This window comes from Lysinibacillus sp. DFXJR4 (assembly GCF_057196045.1).
Genome location: NZ_JBXUNW010000002.1, coordinates 314626 through 332027, shown reverse-complemented (window position 1 = coordinate 332027; position 17402 = coordinate 314626). Strand labels below are relative to the sequence as shown.

The 17402-nt window shown below is 37.6% G+C and carries 16 protein-coding genes; 2 read left to right on the top strand and 14 right to left on the bottom strand.

What is annotated here, in order from left to right:
- Window positions 1-4: 4 nt before the first annotated feature.
- Entirely contained in the window at window positions 5-637 is a 633-nt protein-coding gene (gene ccpN / locus AC2CGN_RS09685; protein WP_054770938.1) for a transcriptional regulator CcpN, read from the bottom strand.
- A 430-nt stretch (window positions 638-1067) separates the two neighbouring features.
- Here ccpN and AC2CGN_RS09680 point away from each other — a divergent pair, with 430 nt between their 5' ends.
- Window positions 1068-2453 (top strand): glycine--tRNA ligase, encoded by a 1386-nt coding sequence (locus tag AC2CGN_RS09680; protein WP_429982456.1) that lies wholly within the window; start codon window positions 1068-1070, stop codon window positions 2451-2453.
- An 83-nt stretch (window positions 2454-2536) separates the two neighbouring features.
- Here the strand turns inward: AC2CGN_RS09680 and AC2CGN_RS09675 are convergent, their stop codons facing one another.
- Window positions 2537-4267: an HD-GYP domain-containing protein gene (locus AC2CGN_RS09675; RefSeq protein ID WP_429982457.1), complete on the bottom strand. Its 1731-nt coding sequence runs from the start codon at window positions 4265-4267 to the stop codon at window positions 2537-2539.
- A gap of 783 nt (window positions 4268-5050) precedes the next feature.
- On the opposite strand from AC2CGN_RS09675, the gene AC2CGN_RS09670 reads away from it, so the two are divergent.
- A complete protein-coding gene (locus tag AC2CGN_RS09670; protein ID WP_429989904.1) occupies window positions 5051-6463 on the top strand; it encodes an S-layer homology domain-containing protein in 1413 nt (470 codons plus the stop codon).
- A gap of 25 nt (window positions 6464-6488) precedes the next feature.
- Here AC2CGN_RS09670 and recO read toward each other — a convergent pair whose 3' ends face one another.
- From recO to AC2CGN_RS09610, 12 genes are all read right to left on the bottom strand, one after another.
- The gene (gene recO, locus AC2CGN_RS09665; protein ID WP_429989903.1) at window positions 6489-7283 is read right to left on the bottom strand and encodes a DNA repair protein RecO; all 795 of its coding nucleotides are present in this window, start codon (window positions 7281-7283) and stop codon (window positions 6489-6491) included.
- 118 nt (window positions 7284-7401) lie between these two features.
- Window positions 7402-8319 carry a GTPase Era gene (gene era, locus AC2CGN_RS09660; protein ID WP_286927340.1) on the bottom strand — a complete coding sequence of 306 codons (918 nt, stop codon included), beginning with the start codon at window positions 8317-8319 and terminating at the stop codon, window positions 7402-7404.
- Window positions 8306-8719, bottom strand: a complete 414-nt coding sequence (locus tag AC2CGN_RS09655) for a cytidine deaminase (protein ID WP_286927341.1) — start codon at window positions 8717-8719, stop codon at window positions 8306-8308. Before AC2CGN_RS09655 ends, era begins: the two co-directional genes overlap by 14 nt.
- A gap of 75 nt (window positions 8720-8794) precedes the next feature.
- Window positions 8795-9145, bottom strand: coding sequence for a diacylglycerol kinase family protein (locus AC2CGN_RS09650; protein ID WP_286927342.1), 351 nt, complete (start codon window positions 9143-9145; stop codon window positions 8795-8797).
- The gene (ybeY, locus tag AC2CGN_RS09645; protein WP_054771148.1) at window positions 9146-9619 is read right to left on the bottom strand and encodes an rRNA maturation RNase YbeY; all 474 of its coding nucleotides are present in this window, start codon (window positions 9617-9619) and stop codon (window positions 9146-9148) included.
- 8 nt (window positions 9620-9627) lie between these two features.
- Window positions 9628-11748 carry an HD family phosphohydrolase gene (locus AC2CGN_RS09640; RefSeq protein WP_313372980.1) on the bottom strand — a complete coding sequence of 707 codons (2121 nt, stop codon included), beginning with the start codon at window positions 11746-11748 and terminating at the stop codon, window positions 9628-9630.
- Window positions 11749-12047: 299 nt separating this feature from the next.
- Window positions 12048-13004, bottom strand: a complete 957-nt coding sequence (locus tag AC2CGN_RS09635) for a PhoH family protein (RefSeq protein WP_283868748.1) — start codon at window positions 13002-13004, stop codon at window positions 12048-12050.
- A gap of 2 nt (window positions 13005-13006) precedes the next feature.
- The gene (locus tag AC2CGN_RS09630; protein WP_429982461.1) at window positions 13007-14119 is read right to left on the bottom strand and encodes a sporulation protein YqfD; all 1113 of its coding nucleotides are present in this window, start codon (window positions 14117-14119) and stop codon (window positions 13007-13009) included.
- Complete coding sequence (locus tag AC2CGN_RS09625; RefSeq protein ID WP_283868750.1) at window positions 14109-14369, bottom strand: hypothetical protein; 261 nt, start codon at window positions 14367-14369, stop codon at window positions 14109-14111. The genes AC2CGN_RS09630 and AC2CGN_RS09625 overlap by 11 nt, the downstream gene beginning before the upstream one ends.
- Window positions 14370-14424: 55 nt before the next feature.
- On the bottom strand, window positions 14425-14916 hold the full coding sequence (locus AC2CGN_RS09620; protein ID WP_429982462.1) for a hypothetical protein: 492 nt from the start codon (window positions 14914-14916) through the stop codon (window positions 14425-14427).
- Between the two features lie 27 nt (window positions 14917-14943).
- Window positions 14944-15948, bottom strand: a complete 1005-nt coding sequence (gene floA / locus AC2CGN_RS09615; protein ID WP_286927346.1) for a flotillin-like protein FloA — start codon at window positions 15946-15948, stop codon at window positions 14944-14946.
- Window positions 15949-15951: 3 nt separating this feature from the next.
- Complete coding sequence (locus AC2CGN_RS09610; protein ID WP_484513564.1) at window positions 15952-17280, bottom strand: NfeD family protein; 1329 nt, start codon at window positions 17278-17280, stop codon at window positions 15952-15954.
- Window positions 17281-17402 lie beyond the last annotated feature (122 nt).

Here is a 17402-nt window from a genome sequence, read left to right as displayed (position 1 = left end):
AAATTTAGACATTCTGTGCGAGTGATAAGAAAGCACGTGTAATCGTCGTTTTTGTAAGACGGCCTACAATTGTTAAGCCACCTTCCTGTGGTTCTACTACAGGTAGCGAATCAACTTCTCGCTCAATTAACTTATTTGCCGCCACAACTAAAGAATCTGATCGCTGACAGTACGAAATATTAGGCATGCGCGTCATAATAATATGTACAGGAATTTTGTTTAGATCCTGCGTGCCAATACTTGTACGTAGTAAATCCTTACGCGATAGTACACCTGTCAGAAACTCATTCTTATCCACGACAAAGAGTGTACCAACATCCTCCGAAAACATAAAGCAAATCGCATCATAAACAGTCATTGTTTCCGGTACAACTACGGGTCCTGAATGAAAATCTTTCACTTTTAAATTGTTAATACTATCCGTTAATGTAACGGATGCTTTTTTTCCTGAATAGAAATAACCAACTCTTGGTCGTGCATCTAAAAAGCCCGCCATTGTGAGAATAGCCAAATCTGGTCTTAAAGTCGCTCTTGTCAGATTGAGACGCTCTGCAATATGTTCGCCTGTAATTGGCCCATTTTCTTTCACAATTTGTAAAATGTCTTCCTGACGCTTATTGAGTTCGATTGGACTCACCGCCTCAAATCTAATAGTGTTATACTTATGCTCAATTATTATATACTATTTTAATAATTATTGCGAATTAAAGAACTACATGCTACAATATTGACACATACGCTTGCTCTATATGTATTTTCGAGCATTATTGCGTTATATACAGGCGATGATGGGAAAAAAGTATCTGTTCCATTTAATAGCGAGTAGAAGATGGTGAAAGTCTACACAGCGACAGAGAAAAGGCACTCCCTGAGCTAACTTTTTAAAAAGAGGTTTTAAACAGTTTGTTTAAAACAATCAGGGTGGAACCGCGGGTATTAGCACTCGTCCCTGGGCATCTATTGTGCCCGGAGACGGGTGCTATTTTCATTTAGGCTTAGTCTAAATGAAAGAGACTTTGGCGTTTTACCGCAAAAGACAAAGTGAAAAATTTGAAGGAGGCTATATTATGGCTAACAAATCAATGGAAACAATCGTATCATTAGCAAAGCACCGGGGTTTTGTGTTCCCGGGGTCTGAAATCTACGGAGGCTTAGCTAACACTTGGGATTATGGTCCATTAGGTGTAGAACTAAAAAATAATATTAAAAAAGCATGGTGGCAAAAATTTGTTCAAGAATCTGAGCACAATGTCGGACTAGACGCTGCCATCTTAATGAATCCTAAAGCTTGGGTGGCTTCTGGTCATGTTGGTAACTTTAATGATCCTATGATAGATTGTAAAGCGTGTAAGGCACGTCATCGAGCAGATAAAATCATCGAGGACGCTGCGTTAGCAAAGGGCGATGAAATCATTGTTGATGGTATGACATTTGATCAAATGAAAGAAACAATGATTAAGTATGATGTGGTATGTCCTGATTGTGGAAAGGCTGATTTCACAGATATTCGTCAATTCAATTTAATGTTTAAAACATTCCAAGGTGTTACAGAGTCTTCTACAAACGAAATTTATTTACGCCCTGAAACGGCACAAGGTATTTTCGTGAACTTTAAAAATGTTCAACGCTCTATGCGTAAGCGCACTCCGTTTGGTATTGCACAAATCGGTAAATCATTCCGTAACGAAATTACTCCAGGTAACTTTACTTTCCGTACTCGTGAATTTGAGCAAATGGAGCTTGAGTTTTTCTGTAAGCCTGGCGAAGACCTTGAGTGGCACGCATACTGGAAAGAATTTTGTAAAAACTGGTTATTGAATTTAGGAATGAAAGAAGAGTCTATGCGCCTTCGCGATCATGAGGAAGATGAATTATCACACTATTCGAATGCTACTACAGATATTGAATTTAAATTCCCATTTGGTTGGGGTGAGCTTTGGGGTGTAGCTGATCGTACAGATTACGATTTAAAACAGCATATGGAGCACTCTGGTGAGGATTTTACTTACATTGATCCAGCCACAAACGAACGCTATGTTCCATACTGTATTGAACCTTCTTTAGGTGCTGACCGTGTGACATTAGCATTCCTATGTGATGCATATGACGAGGAGGAGCTTGAAGGTGACGATAAGCGTACCGTTTTACGCTTCCACCCTGCTCTTGCACCATTTAAAGCAGCTGTCCTTCCACTTTCTAAGAAGTTATCTGACGAGGCTACAAATATATGGGCAGAACTTCGTAAGGCATTCCCAGTTGACTTTGATGAATCCCAATCAATCGGTAAACGTTACCGTCGTCAGGACGAGATTGGTACACCATTCTGTATCACATATGACTTTGACTCACAAGAAGATGGTCAAGTAACAGTACGTCATCGCGATTCTATGTCTCAAGTTCGTATGCCAATTGCTGATGTGAAAGCATACATTGAAAAACAACTACAATTCTAATATCAATTTTTCCTTGGCGTAATAACGTCCGGATTTTGATAAAAGCCTTATAAAAGGGAGCTGAAATTTCAGCTCCCTTTTGGCTATGCCTTTAATTTAAAAAACAAGCGCTCCTGCATCTTCTCCTCAAAGGAGAACCGTTTCATGCTCATTCCCACCAAACTTACTAATAATTCCTCAATATCCGAAAGAGAATAATAAAGGAATGTACCCTCTCGCATAGGACGAACTCGTTTTTCTACCGTGAGTTCATCTTCAATAAAATAAGCTACATTTACATCACAATGTTCCATTAATTGCGTAATTCGCTGATCGTCCCCTGGATTTATGAAAAATGGAACGATTTTATCAATATACAAAATACTCTGTACAAGTTTTATGAAAAAGTTTTCACGAAGCGAGGTTTCTACAACTAAAATAGTTGTTTGCTCATGATGATAATCCATGTATAAAACATTTAATTGTTCTTCCAATAATTTTTTAAGAATACTAATAGAATTTTTATATTTTGTCATATCCGTCTGAATTTCTCTAGTCAATAAACGTAGAATTCGAAAGGCAGGTAAGAAGATTTTTAAGACTATCTCTTTTGGATGTAAGTGATCAATTAGTTTTTTGAAGTGTATTCTTAAGTTAGTCTCGTCACAGCGGATTAATTGCTCAACAAATAAATTAAATATTTCCTCAAAGCTATCTGCACGATAATCAATCATTTTCACAATTTTCACACTATAATTTAAAGGTAGATTCATAGATGTTTGTTCATCCAATAATTTAACTTTCGGCAATGTGGGGAATAAATCATAGACGAGCTCAACTTGAGCACTTCGATTATCTGATAATAAGACTACTGAGTTAACAGGATAGATCCCTAAACATTCCACGAATTTATGCATGAACTTTTCGTTATATAATTGCCGATCGCGATATAAAACGGCTAATGCATCCGTTGCTGCATACCCTGTATGATAAACACGTTTTGATGTCATTGCTGAATATACGTCAATGATTTGCAATAATTGAACCCCTTCACTCATTTCATCTGCGCATAGTTTATTTGGATAGCCTTTACCAGCAAAGCGCTCATGGTGATCTCGTGCCAGATAGGCAATCTCTTCTTCTCCATTTTCAACAAGTAATTCATACCCTTTAGTTGTGTGTGTTTTAACAACCTCAAATTCATCTTCTGATAACTTTCTTTTCAGATTTAGAATTTCTTGAGGAATAAAGACTTTGCCAATATCATGGAACAAATACCCCCGTGCTAATGTTTCGATATCTGCTAACCCTAGATATCGTGCAAAGATAGTGCCTAAAACAAATACATCAAATGAATGGACAAAGGAATACTCATCCCATTCTCTTAATCGCATAAGTAAATCGTAGCGATGTTTCTCTTCTAAAATTTTTTCAAAAACACCCCGTACATAAGCAGTGTCCTGCATGCTTTTTAAAATTTGACCATAGCGTAATTCATGGACAACATTCTCCAATGTCGTCATAAATAGCGTACTTACTTTTTCTTTATACTCATCTACTTCATTTTCTTTAGCCATTAGTGGGGCAAAGACATCCTCATACTCCCTTGTTCGCTGAACACTTAGATCATGGACAATCCGAACTGAATTTGATGGTAAATAGACAGCTAATTCATCTACTTTTCTAAGTTTAAGTAAAGCAATAATCCGATCCGTTAAAACTAACTCTTTTTTAGCTAATAATTGATACTCAGAAAAAATATCCTCAGCCAAAATATCATTTGCTTCAACTTCATCAATACTTAATGTTACTTTTCTTAGCATATTTTTTGCCACATACGCAATGTTCTAGCATTATGTGACTCCCTCCTTCTTCCATAGGACTGCGTTGTTCTAAAAAACATCTTTGCTGATAGAGGCATGTTTTACATTTTATATGCATGTCAGATCTATATGAATTGGACTAGTTTTATATGGATATTAAATGTATAAATTATACCGAAATAGTTTTAATGTCATAACCTATATTTATTACAATATCATAGGTTAAAATGCCTTTTCAACTAGTATATGGGTCTTGAATGATTAGTTAATACTATGACTATATTAAAAACGATTCAAAAAATAAATCTTTAAACCTAATACCTCCATCTAATATCTGCTATTAATGACATAATTATAAGGCTAAAAGAACTATAAAAATCGAATTGTAAATATATTTATATAAAGTTTAAATAAAAATATCTCAAAAATTTTATTTCTTAAAAAAACTAAATTTTTGTTTTTTTATGCTATTTAAGTTAGCATATTACTCAATTTATCCTACTATTTTCTGTCAAATATTTCATATGACAAAATAATTACAAATTATCCTCTTTTATAAGTGATTGAGTATTCACTTAAAGGATAACATTTCCTCTATTCTCACTACATACATTTTGATATAAATAAAGTATTATAGTTAATCTTAATTGTTAATGAACAAGAATTTAACATTGCACGATCATTCCAGCTTAAAAATATTCACTCGTCCGGAAGTTTGAATTTATAATGGAAGGATTTTCAAAAAATAAGATAATACTATAAAAATTTTATTTTCACTATTTTGGAGGAAATCACTTGAAGACCCATCGTTTCTATCAAATTGCAATGGCCTCAGCATTAGCCACAAGTGCCATTGTCATTACACCCTCAGTAAATGCTGCGACTATTTTCCCTGACATCAATGCTTCAACAGAAGAAGGCCAAGCCATCATCAATTTAGCACAGCGTGGCATTATTTCAGGTTACCCAGACGGCACTTTCAAACCTGCCAACCCAATCACACGTACTCAAGCCGCAAAAATTTTAGCTGGTATGCTAATGCTAGACACCGTCCATGTAAAAAATCCTCATTTTAAGGATATCAAACCTGGTGATGAGAATTATGGTGCCATTGCAGCTTTAGCTAATGCAGGCATCATTAGTGGCTCGAATGGTTATTTTCACCCAGCGCATAATATTACACGCGGGCAAATGTCAAAAATGATTGTAAAGGGCTTCAATCTACCCATCACTGATGACATTGACATTCCATTTTCCGATGTAAAGACAGGCAGTGAATATGAACCGTTTATCAAAACGCTTTTTGCCAATAGCATCACAAAAGGTACAACGCCTACTACCTTTAGTCCACAAAGCCATGTGAAACGCTCCCAATTAGCATCGTTTGTAGTTCGTGCAGAACATGTACAAGGGAACGCAACTGTTTTTGCTAGTCAATACAGTCAGGACTATATCTTTGCTTCTTACGGCGGTATTGAGCCTGCAGAGGATATTTTTACATGGGATGAAGAAGAGGACATGACGGAATCCATCACTATAAAACCGTTAAAAGAGGGAACAGGAAAATTAGTCATAACAGGCTTTAATGAAAAAACAGAGGAATTTATAGATATTTTTTACATTGTGCATGTGAACAATGTAAATGGAAAACTACAAACAACTTTACAAGAAGTAGAGGAAGAAGATTATGTAGAGAGCTTACCACTTAACTTAATGGAAAGCGATTTGAATTTTATCCCTACTGAAGTTAGTATTCAAACTACAGATGGACAAGCTTTATCACCAGCAGCCTATGAATTCAAAACAAACAACCAATCGGCCTCCCTTTCCATCTTTAAAAATGGGCAATATTTATTAACATTTTCCAACGGCACTCAACAACAAGTGATGGCAGCTGAAGTTACTACGTATGATTTTGTACGAAGTATCGATTTATATCAAATGGCAGATGAATTAGTTTTTTCAAGCGAACAACTATCGTTTGAGCCAAAAAATGTTGCTTTAGAAAAGTTAGATTTAGAGTCTGCAGCAGTAAAAGCGACCGTAGAGGATAATCAAGTAAAGGTTACACCATTAGCTGAAGGCACCGCTATTTTACATATTACAGGTAAAAACGGTGAAACAGTCTACCTCTATATAGAATTTACCAAAATTGCTGATAAATGGGCAACCTATTATGAGTTCAATCATGATGAAGAAGAAATTTAATATATAAAAATGCCACAAGATCCAATTATGGGTCTTCTGGCATTTTTTCTGCATCCACATTAGTTCTCAATTGCAATTCTGGCGTTCTTTCAAGCTGCTCGATAAATTTTTTAGTCTTAAAGCGAATACCTGTTTGTTCCTCATAAATGGTAGTAATAATTTTTTTGATAAAATATTTTGTTTCCTTTTTTAAGTCTAGCTTCCCAATCTGATCAATAGATACAGTGTAGAACATACGAATGAGCTTCAATTGTGTTGGTGTTAGACGAATAATGTAAGGATCATGCTGATAACATCGATGACATAAAAAGCCCCCCTGTGCAAAGGAAAAAGCAAATTCTCCATCTACTGCCCCACAAGTAGAGCAAGCATGTAAGATAGGCTGTACACCTGTATACGGTAACATTTTCCATTCAACGAACAATGTAATAGCTTCAGGATCATAGCCTTCCTCAATTGCTTGCAATGCTTGTAAAAGGACATCAAATGCATATGGTTCAGCCTTTCCTTCTTCCACTACTCGCTCAACAAGCTCCATGATATAACTTGCATAGGCTGTTGCCATGATATCTTCACGTATATGTCGCATTGAATTGAGATGCTCACCTTGTTGCAATGTTCCCATACCTGTATGATGCTGAACCATAAACATACCGTATGTAAACGGCTGTGTCACAGATGCCAGTCTACTCGAAGGCTTTTTGGCACCTCTTGCCATTGTTGCCACCTTACCTGCTTCTCTTGTTAGTAAAGTTACAATTTTATTGGATTCTCCGTAAGCACGTACCTTTAAAACAATTCCTTCCCATTTATGTAGCACCAGCCTTCCTCCTTTCAACAAATTTCCCATGAAAATAGAGCTCTCCAAAAACTTTTTTGGACAGCTCCATTCAAACGATCAATGGGTTATATTGTTATTTCGCTAACAAGCATAACCTTTAATATTCATCATCACGGAAACCAAAATCACGTAAATGCGTGGATTTGTTTCGCCAATCCTTTTGTACCTTTACCCAAAGCTCTAAATACACTTTCGAACCAAGAAGCATCTCAATATCTTTTCGTGCACGTATGCCTACTTCTTTTAATAGTGCCCCTCGTTTACCGATCACAATGCCTTTTTGAGAATCTCTTTCCACGATAATTGTAGCTGCAACATGAATTTTATCTTCATTTTCCTCATCTCGGCGAATTTTATCAATAACGACTGCAATAGAATGTGGCACTTCTTCGCGTGTTAAATGTAATACTTTTTCACGAATTAACTCTGAAATAATAAATCGTTCAGGATGGTCTGTTACTTGGTCTGCTGGATAGTACTGTGGACCTTCTGGTAAATATTTCGTTAATGTTGCCAGCAGATTTTCTACATTATTTCCTTGTAATGCTGAAATTGGTACAATCTCTGCAAAGTTATAGCGTTCTTTGTAGCTCTCAATGATTCCTATTAATTCATCAGGATGGACTTGATCAATTTTATTGATGACTAGAAAGACAGGTGTTGGATTCCCTGCTAACATTTCAAGGATGAATTCATCACCTTTTCCTAGTTTCTGCTCTGCATTGACCATGAACATAATAACATCCACTTCTCGCAATGTATTTTTAGAAACTTTAAGCATGAAATCACCAAGTTTATGCTTTGGTTTGTGGATTCCCGGTGTATCAATAAAAATCATTTGGCTATCATTAGTTGTTAGTACACCTTGTACTTTATTTCGTGTTGTTTGTGGCTTATCACTCATAATCGCAATTTTTTGACCAATAACACGGTTTAAGAATGTTGATTTCCCAACATTTGGTCGACCGATAATGGAGATAAAGCCTGACTTATAGCCAGTATTAGTTTCCAGCATTCTCTAAATCCTCCGTTGTAAATGCAAATGGTAGTAATTCGCCAACTGACGTTACCGTTACATCACCTTTTAAGTTTGTTAAATAGACAGGCATGGAAGGCTCGCAAAACTCTATCATCACTTGACGACACGCTCCACACGGCGCACATGGACCGTCTGTATCAGCAACAATAGCAATTGCCTGAAAGTCATAAATTCCTTCTGACACGGCCTTGAAAAATGCTGTTCGTTCAGCACAATTAGTCATACTATAGCCAGCATTTTCAATATTACAACCATGGATAACCTCGCCGTTTTTTGTTAAAAGGGCTGCACCTACTTTAAATTTTGAATAAGGGACATATGCCTTTTCGCGCGCCTTTTTTGATTCTTCTAGTAATGCATGCATATCAATTGTCATCAAAGTTCTCCTTTTGCTAAATAAATCATAATACTTCAGCTTGCTAATCCTGTATGGTCGAAAAAATGAGTAAAGCTAAAACCATTTCGGCATAAAGATGAGTAATCCGATTATAGCACTGAATATCGCAAATACAAGTACTGCGCCCGCCGCAAGATCTTTCGCTTGCTTTGCTAGTGGATGAATATTCGGTGATGCCAAATCCACAACACGTTCAATTGCAGTGTTCACCATTTCAAGCGCAAACATAAGTGCTATTAGCAAAAGTACAATATACCATTCCATACGTGATAGCCCCGTAAAATAGCCAGCAATCAATACAGCACCTGCACTAAGCAAATGTGACTTAAAGTTTTGCTCTACACAAGCCGTCTTTATCCCCGTAAACGCATAGCTAAAAGAGCGTACATATTTGCGAACATTCATTTAATCCCGTCCTAAGCCAAAAGATTGTAAAATCTCGTCCTGCTTACCAAACATAATCTTTTCATCTTCAGGCACCATGTGATCGTATCCTAATAAATGTAAAAATCCATGGACCGCTAAAAATCCTAATTCCCTTTCAAATGAATGACCATATTCCTGTGCTTGTTCTTTTGTACGATCCGTTGAAATAATGATATCTCCCAAAATACGAGGCATTCCTTCAAAGGTAACTTCTATTTCACCTTCGCCTAATTCCTCTAGAGCAAATGAAATTACATCTGTTGGTTGATCCTTATCACGGTATTCTCGATTTATTTCTTGAATCGCTTCATTTGTAACAAAGGTCACCGACACCTCTGTTTCGGGCTCAATATTTTCTATCTTTGCAGCCTGCTGTAACAGCTGCTCAACAAGCTCCATATGCTCTTTTGCCACTTCATTTGTTTCATCTGTAAAATCAATTGTTAAAATCATAGATCCTCCTACTTATCTGCCTTTGGATATTCAATACGCGAGTGGAAAATTCCATTCAGCGTTTCACAAAGTACTCGCTCTATACATTTTAACTCTTTTATTGAAATATCGCATTCATCAAACTGATGATCCTGTACGCGGTCATCAATAATAGCTCGTACAAGCTTATGAATTTTTTCTGCATTAGGTTCCTTCATTGAGCGCACTGCCGCTTCAACACTATCCGCTACACTAATCACAGCAGCTTCCTTTGTTTGAGGTTTTGGACCAGGATAGCGGAACTTTGCTTCATCAAAATCTTTTCCTTCTTCCTTTGCTTTGTATAAGAAGAATTTTAACAAACTTGTTCCGTGGTGCTGCAAGGCAATATCAATGATTTCCTGAGGCATTTTATAGCGTTTTAACATTTCAGCACCATCAGTGGTATGTGCAATAATAATTTCTGCACTCGTCTCTGGTGGCAACGAATCATGTGGATTATTCCCTGACATCTGATTTTCAATAAAAAATGCTGGACGCTTTGTTTTCCCAATATCATGATAATAACACCCAACTCGTGCTAATAAACCGTCTGCCCCAATTTCCTCACATGCTGCTTCTGCTAAATTTGCAACCATTACACTATGATGATATGTTCCTGGTGCTTCCATTAATAACTTTTTCAACAACGGATGGTTAGGATTAGAAAGCTCAATTAAACGCAATGATGATAATAGACCAAATGCTGATTCAAAGAATGGTAAAAGACCCATTGTCAGAGCTCCTGAAAGTAAGGCTGATAACATGGCTGCGATAAAATAAAATAGCAACTCAGACAAACCATAGGATGATTGTGTCATCAGTAAATAGAAAGCAATAAATGCTATATTGACTAAACCAATGACACCTACAGCATGTAAAATATGCGAACGTTTTTCCACACTACGCATAAAGAAGATGCTCGCAAAGCCTCCAAAAATAATATATAGTGTAATTTCCATCTGCATAACAGATGAATACCCTTCTTGAAAAATCACTCCTGCTGATGCAGCCGTCATGACTGTAATCAAAACTGCGGCACGCTCATTCGCTAATAATCTGACCAGCATTGTCGCCAAGGCTGTTGGAAATAGAAATGCAACAGTAACGTCAAAGCCTCCTGAGACTAGGCTAATAAATTTCATCAACACGACAGAGAGGGTATACACAATACCTGTTACCAATAAGGCATTCCTTTTTTTATGCTCGTCTGCCTCCCAGCGTTCAAACAGAATAAACATAAACATCATTTGCAGGAAGATTAAAATCATAAGACCCGCAATCGGTTTTAGGGATGCCTTATTACTCACCATACCTAAAAGCTCTAATTGACGAAACGCCTCGTTATCTATGATTTGACCTTCCTGTACAATAATTTGGCCTTGAAGAATTCGAGTTGGCTCAATCGATTCTTTTGCCTGCTCCTTACGAATTTTCGTTTGTTCCTCATTAATTGTTTCATTTTCGATAATACTTGTACGCCCAATTAAAACGACAGTATTGTAAATTCTATCTGGATAGCCTCGCTGTCCACGAATTTTCGTTTCAAAATCATTTTGTGCTGCGTATACATTTTCTGCACGAATGGATTTCTGTAAATATTCTTGGACTAGCTTAGAAAGTTGAGTACTTGTTCTTGTTAAATCTGCCTCACTTTGTATGAGCAACCCTTCTAGCTGTGAATCCGTAAAGATGATAGGCATTTGATCTGAATCAATGGATTCAAATTTTTTGCGAAGCTGTGCCACTTGGTCCACATTCGGAACCGGTTCTTTGCTTTTCTCAACATCTTTCTTCACTTCAAGTACATAGTCAAATAAAGATGTAACAATGGCAGCACGTTGCTTTGCGACATCCTCTGAAAATTGATAGACTGGCGCAACTGCATTGGCTGCTTTCTCTCGTTCTTGCTGTGTTTTATAAGTGTCTTCAATCGTTTTTGTTGATCGTACTGTTTCAGGCGCTAATTGTAGTGGCTTGAAATCATATGTAACACCTTTAACATTGCCATACATAAAGGCAAATTGCAGGGACCCTGTTAAGATGAGAACGACAATTAAAAAATAGCGAAAACCAATTAGTTCAGTAAGTTTTCGAAGTTGTTTCTCCATTCGGCACCTCCTCTATCTACTTACTATCATACCAATTCAAAAAACATTTTTCTCGAAAAATGTATAAGAAAGCAAAAAACAGCTATACAATTTAGTATAGCTGTCACATTATTTCCCATTTTACAACCAAATTCGCGCTAAAACCATAAATTCGTGTCTATTTTTTTAAGCATGAGCATTTCTAATACTACATGACACACGTAGAATTTGGGGCATCATCTGTCGTTTCATTTGCCTGCCGTTACGTTTCTCTTCACTTTCGATGCTTCTTTAGAATGGTCGCTTAAAAAGAGACCATTCTAGAGCTGCTGATCTTCGTAAGCTTGGATGATTTTTGCAACGACTGGATGACGTACTACATCACCTTGCTCTAGTATTTGGAAATGAATTGGTTTAACATATTTTAATGTACGTTCTGCTACAATCAATCCAGATTCTGTATTTTTAGGTAGGTCAATTTGCGTTTTATCGCCAGTAATGACCATTTTCGAGCCAAAGCCCAAACGCGTTAAAAACATTTTCATTTGCGGGTGTGTCGTATTTTGAGCTTCGTCTAAAATGACAAAGGCATCATCTAATGTTCGCCCACGCATATAAGCTAATGGTGCAATTTCGATTGTGCCTCGTTCAATTAGACGCTGTGTTTGCTCTGCTCCATAGATATCATTTAAAGCGTCATAGAGTGGTCGTAAATATGGATCCACCTTTTCCTTCAAATCTCCTGGAAGAAAGCCTAAGGACTCTCCTGCTTCTACTGCAGGACGTGTTAAAATAATACGTTTTACGTGTCCATTTTTTAGTGCTTGTGTTGCCATGACTACCGCTAAATACGTTTTCCCAGTACCGGCAGGACCAATACCGAAAACAACGTCTTTATGACGGATTGCTTGTATGTATTCTCGTTGACCAATTGTTTTTGCGCGAATCGGTTTTCCCTTTGTTGTACGTGCTATTTCTTCATCATAAAGTTCTGCAAAATATTCGATTGTTCCTTTTTGTGTCATTTCAATAGCTGTTGCAACATCACGTTGATCAATATTAATTCCCTTGCGGATGACTTTTAAAAGTGCATGTAAAAGAAATGTCGCTTGTTCCTTTGCATCCTCTTCACCAGCTAGCTGAATTTGCTCTCCACGTGTAATAATATGAACTTGAAGGGCTTCTTCGATTAATTTCATATTGGCATCGGAAATTCCAAGTAGCATTACCGCTTCATTAGGATTATCCACTTGTAAAACAGTTAAATGTTCTGACATAATCATTCTCCTTGTTGGCCTTGTATTGGATTTGCAATGTTTTCATTGACTAAAAATAGAACTTTCCCTTCAACTGTACCATTCCCCCACTTTACCTGTAAAAGGTTTTCTTTTTTAATGACCGTTTTCGCAGGTAATGAACGGATAACCTTTTCATGTAATAATGGTAAAAGTAATGAATCAACTTTGGATTTATCAAGCTCCACCTGCATTTTTTTAGTATTCTGCTCTTCCACAATTGAAACATATGGATCAAGCCAGTTCGGTAAATCCTTCTTTTGCACATAGTCAATTTTTTCTTGATGGATGCCCTTCACTAATACACGCCATTGCTTCTGTTGCAGTGTTTCTAATGTTATTTTTGTTGGAATTTTAAAAGAACACTCCAGCCAATAATCAGCATAGACTTCACCTTTTGCACCCACAAACACTTGATCAGTACCACTTTCAATTACACCACTTACAAGAACGTCACCTTCGTAGGCAGTATCATTCACTGAAATTTTCCGTTCACCATTTTGAATATTAAAATGTGTAATAACACCACTTTTCGTTGCAACTAAATGTGAGGCAAGCTTTTCATTCGTTATTTTTGTTTGTTTAGGTGATTCCTGAGGTCGTAAAATAACACGTCCTCCATGCTTTTCAATGTGCACCCATGATAGATCTCGATGCGTTTCTAGTAGCTTCTGACGAATAACAGCATCAGATGGTAAAATTTTTTTTGACATAGGCGTTTCTAATTGAAAGGTTTCTTGAAAGGTGTTGCCAATACGTTGCTCTAATTCTGGTGACGCTGCTTCAATGTCAACACGCCAAATAACTTGTGCACATAGCAATGGAATGGCAATCATCATTGCCAAACCAAGTAAGGTCCAAAGCTGTGCCCGAAAAACTTGAAGCTCATCCGCATAATAGACAGCCATCTTCAGTCGGAAATGCCTACGTACACGACGAATCTTTGGCAAATAATGCATCGTCGTTTCAAAGGTAACCTCTTGCTCGCGAAAAACAACACGCTTTAATGGCACATGCTGTACGTGCAATGCTTGAATAAAAGGATGAACATTTTCATGGCGCTTTATACGTATGATAATTGGTCGGTTATTCCACATTATCCCTCACACCCATATCCTTTGTCATTTTCACATGAAGTTCTTGTAAATCCTCTACAGAAAGATGAAGCATTTCTTCCTTAAGAGCATGAATGTCCAATGATTTTCCTCGCACCATTATATGAAAGTCAGCATAAATAAAGGAGCATGATGAAGCGTCTGCATGAAGAAAACGATATGGGCCAATAATTTTTAATGTTTCATATTGGGATAATTCAAGCAGCGGCGTCAACTGAAATAATTTTTTCATAAAAAAATGCCTCCTTCTTCGGCAATATATGCTTCGAAAAAGGAGGACATGCTAGTTATTTTCTTTTTGCTTTGGGAGGACCTAAAACCTCTGCCATGACAACCGCTTGCATCAAAGAATTTTTTGAATTCGGTAATTGAAAAGCAGATTGCGAGTGAGCCCCTGCTTTATTATTTTTCCCAGCTTCTAAGCGACCATTACTTTGTCGATTTGAGGAACGACTCACTGACTCACTTGGCACGATTGGTGGTGCCACGTAGCTAGGCACTTCCTCCTTGCCTTTTTCTTCGACAATGTTCTTCGTCCGTTCTGCCTTAGGCTCATTGTTCTTCCACTCGCCTAAAAACTCGCGTGCAAAATCCTCAAAGTTTTGTGGTTTAACAACAGGTCGTTGGGAAGGAACCTCTTCAGCTTTTGCCAAAGTGGTTGGATCAACATGGGAATCCTTATTAAAAGGTGGCATTTGCTTGTGTTCTTTTTTTGTTTTTGATTTACCGAAAATAGAGCTGACTATGGCAATTATCGCAAATATAATTAATTGTTCCATATATTAGTACCGCTCCTTTCCGTTTTTTTAGACGTTAGGTTCATTTGTTTCTGGTTTATCTGAGCTCACTTTAGAAATTGAGTCTCGCATAGCTGTATCTGCTTGAATATTACGATAGTTCATGTAATCCATTATACCAAGATTTCCTGAACGAAGTGCCTCTGCCATCGCTTGTGGTACCTCAGCCTCTGCTTCTACTACTTTGGCTTTCATCTCTTGAACACGGGCAATCATTTCCTGCTCATTTGCGACCGCCATAGCACGACGTTCCTCAGCCTTCGCTTGAGCAATATTTTTATCTGCCTGAGCTTGTTCAATTTGTAATTCTGCACCGATATTTTTACCGATATCAACATCCGCAATATCAATCGATAAGATTTCAAATGCTGTACCAGAATCTAAGCCCTTAGAAAGAACTGTTTGAGAAATCATATCTGGATTTTCCAGAACTGTTGTATGACTAGAAGCACTACCGATTGTTGAAACGATCCCCTCACCTACACGGGCAATAACTGTTTCTTCACCAGCACCACCTACTAAACGTTCGATGTTTGCACGTACAGTAATACGTGCCTTCGCTTTTACTTCAATCCCGTTCATCGCAACACCTGCGATAAATGGTGTTTCAATTACTTTAGGGTTTACAGACATTTGCACAGCTTCTAAAACGTCACGTCCTGCTAAATCAATAGCTGCACAGCGTTCAAATGTTAACTCGATATTTGCACGATGGGCTGCGATTAACGCATTGACAACTCTGTCAACATTACCACCTGCTAAGTAGTGACTCTCAAGTTGATTAATTGTTACAGGTAAACCTGCTTTATGCGCCTTAATTAAAGGATTCACAATTCGTGATGGAATTACTCGACGTAAACGCATTCCGATTAAAGTGAAAATACTAACACGGACACCTGCCGCAAGTGCAGAAATCCACAGTGCTACTGGTACAAAGGTAAAGAATACCGCAACCACAATAAATAATAAGACTAGCCCGACAATTGGACCTATTAAGGCTAAATCAAATCCCATTTATTATTCCTCCATCTCTTTTTCTGATGGTCTCACAACAATACGTGAGCCCTCTACTTTAATAATTTCTACATGTTTCCCAGCATCAACATAGCCACCTTCTGATACCACATCAATGCGCTCATTTCCAAATAGTATCGTACCTGCAGGACGTAGGGGGGTAATCGTTTTTCCTACTTTTCCAAGCAACTCCGTGCGGTTAATATTAGACACATAGCCCTCTTCCGTCGTCGTCGCATCCATCAACACTAATTTGTTTAAGACATGCAATTTTTTACCGAAAAATTTCATCAGGATCACCATTCCTATTATAGCAACAACAAGCGCAATGAAAATCGCTATAATCATTTGCATTATGCTTGCACCTGCCAGTATGAGACTTAGTAATATTAGCACGCCACCTAAAATACCAACAATACCACCGGGGACAAAAAACTCTGCAATGACAAGCGCTAAGCCTAAAACGAATAACAGTAAAGATTCATAACCAGCTAAGCCTGCCACCATATGCCCAAAGAAAAATAATCCAAGTGCTGACAATCCCATTATACCCGGAACGCCGAAACCTGGCGAATATAGCTCCATCACAAGTCCTAAGCTAGCAATTGACAATAAAATTGGTACAATAATTGGATTTGTTATAAATCGAGCAAGCTTTTCAGAAAAAGTAGGTTCGATCGATACGATTTCACTACCCTTTAACTTTGTTTTTTCTAATAGCTCCTGGAAATTCGAAGCCGTTCCTTCAGAATATTTAACTTTTTCTGCTTCTGAAGCTGATAACGTTAATAAATTTCCCTTCCCTGCTCGAAATTCTGATAAATCCTCAGATACATCTGCCATTGCTCGCGCATATAATGGGTCTCGATTTTTCGCCTCTGCAGCTGCTTCCATTTGAGCAACCCATGCACTATGAGCCTTTAAATCCGCGGCCTTTCCTGCTGAGTCAATCACCGCAGCCGCACCGATTGTTCCATTTGGGACCATGTAGATTTCATCTGCATGTAAGGCTAAAAAGGCACCTGCTGAATGGGCATCTTTGTTAATAAACGCAATTTTTTTTATAGGCGTCGCATCCATTAACATAGCGATATCCCCTGCTGCATTCACGAAACCACCTGGCGTATGAATGTCTAAAATAATTGCCTCAGCATGGTTTTCCTCCGCCTCTTTAAAAGCTCGTTCTAAAAATGCGTGAAGTCCTCGTTCTACTTCATTATGAATCGGTATGTGATAGACCTTACTACTTGCAAAAGCAGATGTTAGTGGAAACGCTAACAAAAAAGTCATCCAAATAACCATAAGATAGCTGAGGATTCTCCATCTTCGCATCTTTTTCCCTCCCTTCTTACATGCTTCTCTCTTGTATATACGACTGACCTTGTAAAAAGTTTCACATGTTTTTAATATACAGCGAATAAATCCTTTGTATGGCATAATCTTTAGTATTTCAT